At 58.3% G+C, this 12,062-nt stretch carries 12 protein-coding genes; 3 read left to right on the top strand and 9 right to left on the bottom strand.

Features of this window, described 5'->3' with window-relative positions:
- The first annotated feature begins 138 nt into the window (after window positions 1-138).
- Window positions 139-987: a CAP domain-containing protein gene (locus G4G71_RS23640; RefSeq protein ID WP_169940615.1), complete on the top strand. Its 849-nt coding sequence runs from the start codon at window positions 139-141 to the stop codon at window positions 985-987.
- A 4-nt stretch (window positions 988-991) separates the two neighbouring features.
- On the opposite strand, the gene G4G71_RS23635 is transcribed toward G4G71_RS23640, so the two are convergent.
- The 3 genes from G4G71_RS23635 to G4G71_RS23625 form a co-directional block, all read right to left on the bottom strand.
- Complete coding sequence (locus G4G71_RS23635) at window positions 992-1,513, bottom strand: hypothetical protein (RefSeq protein ID WP_169940613.1); 522 nt, start codon at window positions 1,511-1,513, stop codon at window positions 992-994.
- Window positions 1,514-1,696: 183 nt separating this feature from the next.
- On the bottom strand, window positions 1,697-2,533 hold the full coding sequence (locus G4G71_RS23630) for a bifunctional allantoicase/(S)-ureidoglycine aminohydrolase (protein ID WP_024763113.1): 837 nt from the start codon (window positions 2,531-2,533) through the stop codon (window positions 1,697-1,699).
- A 187-nt stretch (window positions 2,534-2,720) separates the two neighbouring features.
- Entirely contained in the window at window positions 2,721-3,605 is an 885-nt protein-coding gene (locus tag G4G71_RS23625) for a LysR family transcriptional regulator (protein ID WP_169940611.1), read from the bottom strand.
- Between the two features lie 292 nt (window positions 3,606-3,897).
- On the opposite strand from G4G71_RS23625, the gene G4G71_RS23620 reads away from it, so the two are divergent.
- Window positions 3,898-4,221, top strand: a complete 324-nt coding sequence (locus G4G71_RS23620) for a hypothetical protein (protein WP_037014990.1) — start codon at window positions 3,898-3,900, stop codon at window positions 4,219-4,221.
- A 38-nt stretch (window positions 4,222-4,259) separates the two neighbouring features.
- On the opposite strand, the gene G4G71_RS23615 is transcribed toward G4G71_RS23620, so the two are convergent.
- Window positions 4,260-5,318: a hypothetical protein gene (locus G4G71_RS23615; RefSeq protein WP_169940609.1), complete on the bottom strand. Its 1,059-nt coding sequence runs from the start codon at window positions 5,316-5,318 to the stop codon at window positions 4,260-4,262.
- 91 nt (window positions 5,319-5,409) lie between these two features.
- Entirely contained in the window at window positions 5,410-5,631 is a 222-nt protein-coding gene (locus G4G71_RS23610; protein WP_169940607.1) for a DUF1654 domain-containing protein, read from the bottom strand.
- Between the two features lie 359 nt (window positions 5,632-5,990).
- Here G4G71_RS23610 and ycaC point away from each other — a divergent pair, with 359 nt between their 5' ends.
- Window positions 5,991-6,620 (top strand): isochorismate family cysteine hydrolase YcaC, encoded by a 630-nt coding sequence (gene ycaC / locus G4G71_RS23605; protein ID WP_045214256.1) that lies wholly within the window; start codon window positions 5,991-5,993, stop codon window positions 6,618-6,620.
- A 434-nt stretch (window positions 6,621-7,054) separates the two neighbouring features.
- On the opposite strand, the gene G4G71_RS30065 is transcribed toward ycaC, so the two are convergent.
- From G4G71_RS30065 to G4G71_RS23585, 4 genes are all read right to left on the bottom strand, one after another.
- A complete protein-coding gene (locus tag G4G71_RS30065) occupies window positions 7,055-7,216 on the bottom strand; it encodes a hypothetical protein (protein WP_169934899.1) in 162 nt (53 codons plus the stop codon).
- A gap of 596 nt (window positions 7,217-7,812) precedes the next feature.
- On the bottom strand, window positions 7,813-8,283 hold the full coding sequence (locus G4G71_RS23595) for a BRO-N domain-containing protein (protein ID WP_169940605.1): 471 nt from the start codon (window positions 8,281-8,283) through the stop codon (window positions 7,813-7,815).
- A 216-nt stretch (window positions 8,284-8,499) separates the two neighbouring features.
- On the bottom strand, window positions 8,500-10,476 hold the full coding sequence (locus tag G4G71_RS23590) for an NACHT domain-containing protein (protein WP_169940603.1): 1,977 nt from the start codon (window positions 10,474-10,476) through the stop codon (window positions 8,500-8,502).
- 128 nt (window positions 10,477-10,604) lie between these two features.
- Window positions 10,605-11,852, bottom strand: a complete 1,248-nt coding sequence (locus tag G4G71_RS23585; protein WP_045217833.1) for a ribonucleotide-diphosphate reductase subunit beta — start codon at window positions 11,850-11,852, stop codon at window positions 10,605-10,607.
- Window positions 11,853-12,062: the final 210 nt, after the last annotated feature.

Genomic DNA, 12,062 nt, shown 5'->3' with positions numbered 1-12,062 from the left:
GCCGCCTGGCAATTTTCCGTGCGCGGCGAACCGCAACCTTTTCCGGGTTTTTCCGCCAACGGAACTCGGATGCGGCAGCCGCAGCCAAATGCCGAGAAATCACGCATCATTGAGCCCTTTCGATCATCGGAGCCGTCCATGCCCAGCCAGTCGTTCCTTCTGCGCAGCCTGCTGTTGTCGCTCGGCCTGTGCGCCGCCGCTTCCGCCAGCGCAAGCGATCAGGATCAGCTGCTCGAAGCCATCAACGCCTACCGGGGAGATGTGCAGTCCTGCGGCGGCCAGGCGTCACAGGTGCTGCCGCCGCTGTCGCCGGATTCGCGCCTGGCGCTGCCGGCCTCGGCGGGTGAGTGGAAGTCCGCGCTGAACCAGGCCGGCTATCCGATGAGCAGCGTGCGCATGCTCAGCCTCACCGGCCCGCGCGATGTGACGGCCGCCATGAAGGCGCTGCAGGAAAGCTTCTGCCAAGTGCTGCTGGACCCGCAGTTCGTCGATGTCGGCATCGTCCGCGAGGGCGATGACTGGCGCGTGCTGCTCGGCCGGCAGCTGGTGCAGGCCAAGCTGGGCACCTGGGAGGCGGAAGGGCAACAGCTGCTGCAGGCGATCAACGCCGCGCGCGGCAAAGGCCGCCAGTGCGGCGGGCAGGCCTTCGGCCCGGCGGGCGCCCTGAGCTGGAACGCCACTTTGGGCGGCACCGCCGAAGCCCACAGCCGCGACATGGCCAACAACAACTACTTCGACCACAAGGGCCGCGACGGCAGCACGCCGGGCGACCGCGCGGAACTCGATGGCTACGCCGGCCAGCGCATCGGCGAGAACATCGCCGCCGGGCAGGGCAACGCGCAGAAGGTAGTGGACAGCTGGCTGGCAAGCCCCGGCCATTGCGCCAACCTGATGAACCCGCAATACAGCGAACTGGGCGCGGCCTACGCGGCGGACCCGAAGAGCGACGCGGGCATCTACTGGACGGCGATGTTCGGTTCGCCCTGAGCCCTTATCGACCGCCGCTGACAGCGCCGGGCTCGCTGGCCTGGCGCTTCACCTTGGCCTCCAGGATGGCCGCCTCGATCGCTGCCAGCGTGCCTGATGCCGCCGGGTGTTCGAATACCTTGCTTTCGGCGAGCGTGGACACGCGCTCGCCGTCGTTCAGGGTGAATTCCACGAACCCCAGGTGCTCCGACCAGGAGCGATAGCGCCGCACCATGAACAGGCTGTGGCGGCTGCGTACCGAGCTGATTCTTTCCAGCGCGATCTGCCGGTGGCTTTCCTTGCCGCACAGCACCAGCTCGCCCTTGTCGATGAAGGCCGGTTCGGCGCGCGAGACTCGCAGCCACTCGATAGTGAAGCGCCAACCGAACAGTGACAGGCAGAGGGGCACGAAGGAGAACAGGCTGACGCCGCCGCCGAACATCTTGATCAGCGTGAAGGCGGCCATCGCCAGCAGAATCAGCAGGGTCATGGCGCGATAGAAATGGACGTTGTCGAATTCGGGCTGCGGCAAGAACCGGACATCCATGTGTTTTCTCCTGGGCGACTGCGAAACGTCCTTCAGCCAGACGTTTTAGCAGACTGGGCGGCGCCTGCCATGCGAGCCCGGTCACGACACCGACCGAATCGCCCAAAGAAAAACCGGCGCCTGAGCGCCGGTTTCTCGTGTGATGCGCGGGAGTCGCAAAGACTCTCCCGCTGAACCTGCCTGTCAGTGAGCCTGGTTCAGGGTCAGGCGCATCTGGCGGTTCACATCCTTGTACAGCAGGTAGCGGAAGCGGCCGGGGCCACCGGAGTAGCAGGCCTGCGGGCAGAAGGCGCGCAGCCACATGAAGTCGCCGGCTTCCACTTCGACCCAATCCTGGTTCAGGCGATAGACCGCTTTGCCTTCCAGTACGTACAGGCCGTGTTCCATCACGTGGGTCTCGGCGAACGGAATCACGCCGCCCGGCTCGAAGTTCACGATGTTCACGTGCATGTCATGGCGCATGTCGGCCATGTCGACGAAGCGGGTGGTGCTCCAGCGGCCTTCGGTATCCGGCATCACCTTCGGCTCGATGTCCTGCTCGTTGGTGACGAAGGCTTCAGGCAGCGGTACGCCGTCGACTTTCTGGTAGTGCTTGCGGATCCAGTGGAAGCGGGTGTGCTGGCCGCTGGTGTTGCGCACCTTGTAGTCGGCGCCCGGCGGAATGAACGCATAGCCGCCCGGCTTCATGGTGTGCACTTCGCCCTGCAGGGTCAGGCTCAGCTCGCCTTCGACGATGAACAGCACCGCCTCGGCGTTGACGTCCTGCTCGGGCTTGTCGCTGCCGCCCTGGGGCGCCAGCTCGACGATGTACTGCGAGAAGGTCTCGGCGAAGCCCGACAGCGGGCGGGCGATGACCCACATGCGCATGTTGTCCCAGAAGGGCAGGTGGCTGGTGACGATGTCACGCATCACGCCCTTGGGGATCACGGCGTAGGCTTCGGTGAACATGGCGCGGTCGGTGAGCAGCTCGGTCTGTGCCGGGTGCCCGCCGTGCGGCGCGTAATAAGTGGATTTGGCCATGGGGTGATTCCTCATTGTTGTCTTGCTGCCCGGCGCGTGCGGCGCCGTGGTGAGCAATGGGTGCAGAGCGGCGCGCTTGTCGGTGCGCTGGCCGTCGCTGGAGACCACGATATCCAGTGGTGTGTTCATGCACAAATTAAATGTTGGAATTCGCTGTATTCGATTTTTGAATGCGGGTGTGGCGAACTCACGCGCGCGTGTCCTGGGCCAGAACCCGCGACAGAACCCGCGCCAGCTCCTTCACCATCGGGTCGACCGCCGGCCGGTGCAGCATCGCCACCTCGAATACGTCCACCGAGGGTAGCCCGATATTCTTCGGCAGCACCGCGTGCTCCGCCGTTACTGCGCGCTGCGGCAGCAGGCCGATGCCCATACCGTCGGCGATGGCCGACTGGATGCCGGAAAGGCTCGAACTGGTGAAGCTGATGTGCCAGCGGCGTCCGATGGACTCCAGCGCGGCGATCATCTCGTCGCGGTACACCCCGCGCGGCGGGAAGGTCACGATGGGCAGCGGGTCCAGCTCGATGCAGGCGTTCTTCGCGCTATCCACCCAACGCGTCTTCTCCGGCCAGCAGGCCACCGCTTCGCGGGCGTTCTGCCGCTGCTTGAGCAGCACCAGGTCCAGCTCGCCGCGGTCGTAGCTGGCTGAAATGTCGCGGCTCAGCCCGCTGGTGACTTCCAGCTTCACCTGCGGATAGGCCCGGTTGAAGGCCGCCAACTGCTCGGTGGTGCGCCCGGTGGCGAAGTCATCCGGCACGCCGATGCGTACCGTCAGCGCCACCGTCGCCCCGGACAGCGCCTCGACCATCTCGTCATTCAATGCCAGCAGCCGCCGCGCATAGCCCAGCAGGGTATCCCCGGCATCGGTGGGCAGCACATCGCGGTTGCCACGCTCCAGCAGCCGATGCCCGGCCATCTCTTCCAGCCGGCGGATCTTCTGGCTCACCGTCGACTGGGTCGAATGCAGCCGCGTCGCCGCCGTGGTGAAACTGCCGCAATCGGCCACCGTGACGATGGCGCGCAGCAGGTCGAGGTCGAAGAGACGGGTATTTGGTTTGTCACTGTCGCTCATGGTGGTATTGGCTTTTGGAATGCTGACAGTGCATTTAACCGTTCGGGCGCGGGACGGGCAATGTATCCGTCACCTGTAGGAGCGAGCTTGCTCGCGAACGGAGCTTCCGGCGGCTCCGGCGTGGCGCGGTTCGCGAGCAAGAACTAGGCGTCCCCCTCGCTCCTACAAAAAGCAGGCAGAGCTGAGGGCAGGTTTGCGGGAGCAGGGTTCCCGGCTCTCCACCAATTCTCCTGCCGCGATCTAGACTCCAGAGGCTGACCATATCCGGGGGAACCACACGGAGAGCGTCACCATGAACCGTTTACCGATATCCCTGCCGGTGCTGGCTGCGGTTGCCGCGTTGTCCGGTTGCATGAGCAATGAAGAGTTCCTCGCCTCGAACCAGCAGGCCGCGATCAAGGCCACCGAGTCGCGGGCTAAGTTCGAGATGAACTGCGAGGCGGTGACCAGCAGCGTGCTGTCGAGCAAGGTCACCAGTGTGCGCCGCGCCATGGAGCGCACCGAGTACACCATCGGCGTGCGCGGCTGTAACAAGCAGGTGACCTACATCACCTACTGCCTGAATCCGGAAACCTGCAACGCCATCGCCGATACGGCGCGGATGGGGGCGCCGTAATCTCTGCCGGGATGGGGAGTTTGTGGTCCGTCCTGGATTTAGTTTGTGCTACGTACGATGGCCTTCACGAATCGGCTGGGTAGCTGAATCTGGTGAGGGTCTTTGGCGTTGCCAACTCGGAAGGTGAATACGTCTCCCATCGACCAGACCACCTGTACATTCCTCAACTCGCACTCTGATGTGAGCGGCAAGTCTTTCGGTGGTGCGCCGTCGCAGTAGCCTTTTTCCAGCACGACACTCTGCGCCTCATAGTTGCCCAGTCCTAGATTCCGCACTACGCGGTCCGGCATTCCGGCCAAAACTCCGCTGTAGAAGGCGATAGCCAAGGCGAAGAATAGGGCGAAGTGAACAGCGTAAGTGAAACCGCCAAAGCTTCCAGCGGCGCACATGGCAGCGGCTAGGCAGGCCCCTAGGGGTATCAAGTAGACGGCCAGTGTTTTCAGATCGCCATTCTCGATTCCATCGATAAATTGAGCGGTATTGGCGATGACCGAGAAAGCCACGATACCCACCATCATTACTGGCACCCAGGCGCAGTAGGCGAAGCGCAGAAATGTGCTCCTCGGGAGTTTGAGGGTCAGTTGGATGGCGATGCCGAACAGCAGGCACACGGCAATGGGCGCAAGAATGAGTGCCTCGATGTAGTGAGCAGGAAAGTGCAGAAGTATCGAGGACAGGATGATGGAGGTGAGGCTGTATGGGCCTGCATACATCAGCGACAGTAGACCAAATGCTTTGCGAAGCTCTCGCACTTCGTGCGGACCGAACCAGCGGAGGATGGCGGCACGAATCTCCGGGCGCTCGATGAAGCCATGGAAGATCACCAGTCCTGGCACCAGCAACCCAACCATCAGCAGCCCGATGATGAGAAAACCGACCATTCCGGCCCCCAGCAGCAGCGATGAAAACTGTAGTAGGTCGAAGCTTGGGTAGAAGTGGTTGGTATGGAAGTAGAGCAGGAAAAGCGCGAACCCCGCTGCTGGCGGGGCGAACTTGGCAATCTGCGCGGAGTAGCGCTTGAAGAAAACCGAACTGATCGCCGCGAATCGATCAATTGGGTCCTGCTCGGGCGCAGGTCGGTCACTCCATCTTTCCATATCGCTTCCTTGCACGACTGCTGGCTGAATGCCTGCATGGTAGGGAGCGATGCCAACACTGTCATCAGCTAGTGCGTAGTGGAGACAGAACTCAATCCAGCCAGCTATGCCACGCCAGGCGAATCGCACCGTCCTGCAGGGGCAGCAATGTGAGGTTCGGTGCCTGGCGCAGGTCGGTGACCAGTTGGCTCCAGGCGGCGGAGTCGTCGCTGGGTTCGCGGCGCAGGGTGATGCCCAGGCTTTTGAGGGTGGTCGGGTCTGCCAGCAGGGCGTTCACGCGGGCGGACAGCTGGTTGTAGGTTGCGGCGTGCATGGGAGGCCTCCAGGTCGGGGTGGACGGAAAGTACTGTATGTAAATACAGTATTTCTTGTAAAGGCCTGCGTGACCATCGGTAGGTGGGTTTCCGAAGGGTGTGAAAGCGGAAGGCTCTGGGACGGTGCTTGGAGTGATGGTCGGTGCTTGCCTGGGAGTTCAGGTCTTGGGAGCCGTGGGGTTGAGGGTTGGTCTGTCGTTATCGTTCTGAAAATGGAACGCTAGAGATAGTTTTTGCCGTCTGGTGGATCAAGGGTGTCGAAATTAATCTTTGCTCCATGCAGTGACGCACTGCAAAACGAGTCCAAACCCTTTCCGGCAACGCCGGCACCCACTGAAAGCAAATCGAGGATTTCACCATGACCAACGCTACCTACAACCGCCTGGACAAAGACAACGCCGCCGTACTGCTGGTCGATCACCAGGCCGGTCTGCTCTCACTGGTCCGCGACATCGATCCGGACAAGTTCAAGAACAACGTCCTCGCTCTGGGTGACCTGGCCAAGTTCTTCAACCTGCCGACCATCCTCACCACCAGCTTCGAAACCGGCCCCAACGGCCCGCTGGTTCCCGAGCTGAAAGCGCAGTTCCCGGACGCGCCGTACATCGCCCGCCCTGGCCAGATCAACGCCTGGGACAACGAGGACTTCGTCAAGGCAGTGAAGGCCACCGGCAAGAAGCAACTGATCATCGCCGGCGTGGTGACCGAGGTGTGCGTGGCGTTCCCGGCGCTGTCGGCCCTTGCTGAAGGCTTTGATGTGTTCGTGGTGGCGGATGCGTCCGGCACCTTCAACGAGATGACCCGCGACGCGGCCTGGCGCCGGATGGAAGCGGCCGGCGCGCAGCTGATGACCTGGTTCGGCGTGGCCTGTGAACTGCACCGCGACTGGCGCAACGATATCGAAGGGCTGGCGGCGCTGTGCTCGAATCACATTCCGGATTATCGGAATCTGATGACCAGCTATAACGCGCTGACTGCGGGCAAGTAATTCTCCCGGCACAACGAAAAGCGGAGCCTCGCATGGGGCTCCGCTTTTTCTTTTGTAGGAGCGAGCTTGCTCGCGAACCGCCGCGGCGCGGTGCCTGTTCGTAGGAGCGGACTTTGTCCGCGATGTGTTTGCCTCGTGCCTTGGTTTCCCGCGTCGCACCGGCGTGCGCGTCGGCTTCTTGTTTCGCCCCCTCGGGCGACCCACTTTGGCAAACGCCCCAAAGTGGGCAAAGGTCTTGCCCCGGACATCCGGTTTTTCGCCTAGGCGAAAAATTCCCTCGTTGAATCGAAGTTTCAGGGGCACGCCGCGAAGGGCCATCCCTGGCCCATCGCGGCTCTCGCGGCATCCATGCCGCTCAACCCCTGAAACTCCAATTCAACGAGGCCTCCTGAACGGGGCACTCGGCGCGTGCGGATGTTTCTCTGGAAGACTTATCAAGCCAAAGCCAAAGCCAAAGCCAAAGCCAAAGCCAAAGCCAAAGCCAAAGCCAAAGCCAAAGCCAAAGCCAAAGCCAAAGCCAAAGCCAAAGCCAAAGCCAAAGCTGTGCGGATACGTTCTCCGTAGAAGCGGATTTCCTTTGTCTCCAGAATTTCCATCCACCTCGAAGTCACGGCGTAGCAAGAACGTAGGATGGCGTGGAGCGCAGTGATACCCATCAATACCCGCGCGCCGAAAGCATCGGCATCGCAAACTCGCGGAACACCTCCGACTGACCGTACAAAAGCCATTGCCGGGCGGCGGCAGAGTGCGGTTCGCGAGCAAGCTCGCTCCTACAAAGTTGCCGGCTTCGGCCCCGGCTCTCGCTTTGGCTTTTGTGAGTCTTCCAGAAAAATATCCGCACACTCCGAATGCCCCTTTCAGGAGGCCGAAGGTGATCGGAGTTTCAGGGGTTGAGCGACATGGATGTCGCGAGAGCGGCGATGGGCCAGGGACGGCCCTTCGCCGCGGGCCCCTGAAACTCCGAAGAACCGAGGGTACTTTTCGCGAAGCGAAAAGCCGGATGGAGGGGCGAGACCTTTGCCCACTTTTGGGCGTTTGCCAAAGTGGGTCGCCCGAGGGGGCGAAACAAAAAAGCCCGCGCGCACGCCGGCGCGACGCGGGAAACCACGGCGCGAGGCAAACACATCGCGGACAAAGTCCGCTCCTACGGCAGATCAGCGCAGCGATGGGTATCGCTCCGCTCCACGCCATCCTACGCACCACCCTCCAGCCGGGCACTCAACTCCGGCCACTGCCGATACGGCACCCACAACACCCCTTGCCACCTCAACACCGACAACGACTCCGTCGGCCCGCGCAGCATTTCCCGGCGTGGCTCGCCCAGGCTGGTGCGGTGCTGGTCGCGCAACGTCGGAATCACCTGCTGCGACAACCACTGCCGCACGCTGCGATTCTCCGGATGGAAGTAGTGGATCAACGCGGCATAGGCGCCCGACTCGCTGATCAGCAACTCATCGACGTATTCGCCATTGCCATCGCGCACCCAGGCGCGCCGGAACTGGTCGTCGTCCAGGTTGCGCTCCACGCGCTCGGCCAGATAAGGCGAGCCGATCAGCCGGCCCAGGTCGTGGGCACAGAACCAGCACTGGTCTTCCAGCAGCACGGCGCGCAGCAGGCGCTTGTGGCGGGTGAATTCGGTGGGGATCAGGAACTCTTCAGACATGGCGCACCTCCGGGAAGGAGGGTGAAGAGGGTGGGTACAGCGAGGCGCCTTTGGGGTGAAGGCGAAGAGGGAAAGGCATATCCATTTCCTCAATGGGTACACCGCTGCTTTCGGGAGCAGTATTGCCGCTACGTGAAGCGTTTCTTAGGCGCTATAGGCGAGCATAAGTGTTGTTTTAGCGCGTTTGCAACCCACACAAACGCGCGTTACATACAACTATAGATTGTTCAGCAGATCTTCAATTCCATTGCTTGAGTCAGAGCTTATTGAATCAAGCTCTTCCTTGGCAGCATCTATGCTTATCATATATATGCTGCCAAGGCGAATTATTTTATTGACTATCGAGAAGTTTTCCTTGGAGTTGCAGGGGGAGTCTTTCTGGTTGTTAATGACATAGAAAGTACCATTCTTTAGTGTTGGGGACTTTCTTATTTCTTTTGCGATCTGAGATGTTTTTTTATCTTCAGATGTCACAGTGTTAGGGGACTTCTCTGAAAGTATTCTTAGGGTGGTTATATGTTTGGTGGTGTTGTATATGAAATATACTCCTGCTGACGGGGTCTTTGCTGTCAGGTGAGCTACCATTTCGGTGTATTTCTGAGATTTTGGAAATGCCTCAAGATATGGGGTTGTGTATTTTTTGTTTGACCATACTTTTTTTGAGTTTTCGGGATTAAATTCTCTCAGTAGTGCGAACCCTATATTTTGATATGCAGTGATTCCTGCCCTTTTCTTAATTTCATCAAGAGGGATGTCTTGTGGGGTGAATTCTTCTAGGAGAATTTTGTAGTGATCTAAGGTTTCTGTCAGCAGCTGTTTTACGATGCTTGATCTAAAAGTGGTGTAATCGATATCGGAACATAGTTCAAAGACGTTCTTATAGCTCTCGGATAGGTCGCTATTGTATAGTTTTAGAAGGATTTCTTCCTGCTTTGACTTTGTATCGCTGCAAATAAACATTGCAGCAAAGTACTCCATTAAGGATTTGTGCGACCAACGAAGAATTGGTCCCTCTCTTACAAAAAGGGGGACTGTAGTTACAAGGTCTAGTGTGAAGCTAGAGGGGTTGCAGTTGATCCCATTCATGCTCCCGATTATCTTGGATACTATTATTTCTAGCTCATCTTTTTGAAATTCGATCTTGCCATTGCTGCTTAGACACCAAAAGCCGAGCCTTCTGAGTACCGAATGAAAGTCTGTTGAGTCGAGAGTGCAGTTTTTTGTACGTACAAATGATGCCTCTTTACTTAGGTCGTGTGACTCAAATAGGGCATCATACACTTGAGAGTAAAATAGGTTCTTTTTCTGTGGTATGGCTGACTTGAACCGATATGAGCAAAATAGCAAAGAAACATAAAGAGGGGTGGAGAGGAACTCTCTTATGCTTGCTCCTGCCTGCTGTATCCCTTCGATGAGAGGTCTTGATATCTCATCGCTAGGGTCGTATTTTTTTATTAGGTCATAAGCCTCCTCTCTTTTTAATGGTTTAATTGAGAGGTGTATGAAGTCATAGAACTCAGAAAGGTAAGCCTCATTTCTGGATGTGATTAAAATATTGGCGGAGTCTCCAATGAAATTTATGAAGCTCCGTAGATCCTCTGTTGTTGACTGCTTTAAGTCGCTCGGTACTTCGTCGAGTCCATCAAAGATAAACTGAAGAGGGAGTTCTTTGAGGATTTCTGAACTGGTTTCGTTTTTTATGCCAAGTCTTTTCTTTATGCTTTCTAAAATTGTTGTTTTGTTTACTTTTCTAAGTTCAAGGTATACAGGTATCTCGGTGTTGGTGCTTAGAGTGTTAAGCACCACCCGCTTGGATAGTGTGGATTTTCCCATCCCGGCTGAGTCGTTTATTAGTATCCTGTTTCCAATTTTGAAGAGATCTGAATTTTCGGTTATTTTTATTGAGATTGTCTTTTCTGGGGTTGTGAGTGTTAGCGGGATGTAGAGGTCATCTAGTCTTTTAGGGGTGTTCTGAAAGGCGATAGTGTTTATTATTGAGCACTGGCCGCCGAGGTTTGAGAGATAGTCTATAGAGTTCTCTTCAAAGCTTTTTATGGCTGATTTATTTTTAAAGTAAGAGGTGAGTGTTGTTTCAATTAGTGGTTGAATTTTAGATGAGAATATTTTCTTTGCTGTCGGTAGTGAAAGCTTGATTGCGCTTTCGAGGGATATGGTTTCCAAGATTCCAGTCATTTTATATATCTCAATAAAAAAGCCCCGCACAATGGCGGGGCTTTTGTCTTTCTATCACTGCCCCAAAAATCCATTTCGGTCTACAGCGTTTCTAATGGTCTTGACTTGCGGTGTTGCTACTACTTCCGTCAGTCCCAGCTCAGCGCGCCGCCGGTCTGGTACTCGATCACGCGGGTCTCGAAGAAGTTCTTTTCCTTCTTCAGGTCCATGATTTCGCTCATCCACGGGAACGGGTTGCTGGTGCCCGGGTATTCCTCTTTGAGGCCGATCTGGGTCAGGCGGCGGTTGGCGATGAACTTGAGGTAGTCCTCCATCATCGCCGCGTTCATGCCCAGTACGCCGCGCGGCATGGTGTCGCGTGCGTATTCGATCTCCAGCTGGGTGCCCTGGAGGATCATCTGGGTGGCCTCGTCCTTCATCTGGGCATCCCACAGGTGCGGGTTTTCGATCTTGATCTGGTTGATCACGTCGATGCCGAAGTTCAGGTGCATGGATTCGTCGCGCAGGATGTACTGGAACTGCTCGGCGGTGCCGGTCATCTTGTTGCGGCGGCCCATGGAGAGGATCTGGGTGAAGCCGCAGTAGAAGAAGATGCCTTCCAGGACGCAGTAGTAGGCGATCAGGTTGCGCAGGAACTGGCGGTCGGTTTCCGGGGTGCCGGTTTCGAACTTCGGATCGGAGATCGAGCGGGTGTACTTCAGGCCCCAGGAGGCTTTCTTCGCGACCGAAGGAATCTCGTGGTACATGTTGAAGATTTCGCCTTCATCCATGCCCAGCGACTCGATGCAGTACTGGTAGGCGTGGGTGTGGATCGCTTCCTCGAAGGCCTGGCGCAGGATGTACTGGCGGCACTCGGGGTTGGTGATCAGGCGGTACACGGCCAGCACCAGGTTGTTGGCAACCAGGGAGTCGGCGGTGGAGAAGAAGCCGAGGTTGCGCATGACGATGCGGCGTTCGTCTTCGCTGAGGCCGTCCTTGCTCTTCCACAGGGCAATGTCGGCGTTCATGTTCACTTCCTGGGGCATCCAGTGGTTGGCGCAACCATCCAGATACTTCTGCCAGGCCCAGTCGTACTTGAAGGGTACGAGCTGGTTGAGGTCGGCGCGGGCGTTGATCATCTGCTTGTCGCCGACTTGTACGCGGGCGGCGGAGCCTTCGAGATCGTCCAGGCCTTCCTGGATGTCCAGGGCGTCGAGGGCCTGCTTGGCACGGGCGACGGCGTCGGAGTCGTTGGCGGATACGGCGCGCGCTTCTTCGACGGAGCCTGCGGCGTCGGCGTCGAGTTTGTCAGCGTTCTGCGCGGCGGCCTGGGCGACGGCCGGGGCGGCCTTGGCTTCGGTGGCGTCTTCTTTGTCGAATTCGTCCCAGCTCAGCATGGGGGTCCTCTCCTGGTGGGCCGCTCTGTGGCGGCCTGGTGTCTGGTTGCGTGATGGGTGCACGCTAAAGCTCGAATTTGCGGGGAGGGATCAAGAGCCCCTCTCCCTAACCCTGACTGCGCGCCCCGCTCCGAAGGGAGAGGGGACTGTGAAGCTGCGGAGTTCTGGCGGTGCCTCGGAGCGAGGCCGCGCTAGGCGCCTGGTAGGTCG

The sequence above is a fragment of the Pseudomonas multiresinivorans genome (assembly GCF_012971725.1).
GTDB lineage: Bacteria > Pseudomonadota > Gammaproteobacteria > Pseudomonadales > Pseudomonadaceae > Pseudomonas > Pseudomonas multiresinivorans.
Note: the sequence above shows the minus strand (reverse complement) of the source record. Positions and strands in the feature narration are given on the sequence as shown.

What these genes read in the sequence shown, in the direction of transcription:
- G4G71_RS23640 (WP_169940615.1), top strand. Translation starts at nt 139, where the DNA reads ATGCCCAGCCAGTCGTTCCTTCTGCGCAGCCTGCTGTTGTCGCTCGGC.
- G4G71_RS23635 (WP_169940613.1), bottom strand. Translation starts at nt 1,513, where the DNA reads ATGGATGTCCGGTTCTTGCCGCAGCCCGAATTCGACAACGTCCATTTC.
- G4G71_RS23630 (WP_024763113.1), bottom strand. Translation starts at nt 2,533, where the DNA reads ATGGCCAAATCCACTTATTACGCGCCGCACGGCGGGCACCCGGCACAG.
- G4G71_RS23625 (WP_169940611.1), bottom strand. Translation starts at nt 3,605, where the DNA reads ATGAGCGACAGTGACAAACCAAATACCCGTCTCTTCGACCTCGACCTG.
- G4G71_RS23620 (WP_037014990.1), top strand. Translation starts at nt 3,898, where the DNA reads ATGAACCGTTTACCGATATCCCTGCCGGTGCTGGCTGCGGTTGCCGCG.
- G4G71_RS23615 (WP_169940609.1), bottom strand. Translation starts at nt 5,318, where the DNA reads ATGGAAAGATGGAGTGACCGACCTGCGCCCGAGCAGGACCCAATTGAT.
- G4G71_RS23610 (WP_169940607.1), bottom strand. Translation starts at nt 5,631, where the DNA reads ATGCACGCCGCAACCTACAACCAGCTGTCCGCCCGCGTGAACGCCCTG.
- ycaC (WP_045214256.1), top strand. Translation starts at nt 5,991, where the DNA reads ATGACCAACGCTACCTACAACCGCCTGGACAAAGACAACGCCGCCGTA.
- G4G71_RS30065 (WP_169934899.1), bottom strand. Translation starts at nt 7,216, where the DNA reads ATGGAAATTCTGGAGACAAAGGAAATCCGCTTCTACGGAGAACGTATC.
- G4G71_RS23595 (WP_169940605.1), bottom strand. Translation starts at nt 8,283, where the DNA reads ATGTCTGAAGAGTTCCTGATCCCCACCGAATTCACCCGCCACAAGCGC.
- G4G71_RS23590 (WP_169940603.1), bottom strand. Translation starts at nt 10,476, where the DNA reads ATGACTGGAATCTTGGAAACCATATCCCTCGAAAGCGCAATCAAGCTT.
- G4G71_RS23585 (WP_045217833.1), bottom strand. Translation starts at nt 11,852, where the DNA reads ATGCTGAGCTGGGACGAATTCGACAAAGAAGACGCCACCGAAGCCAAG.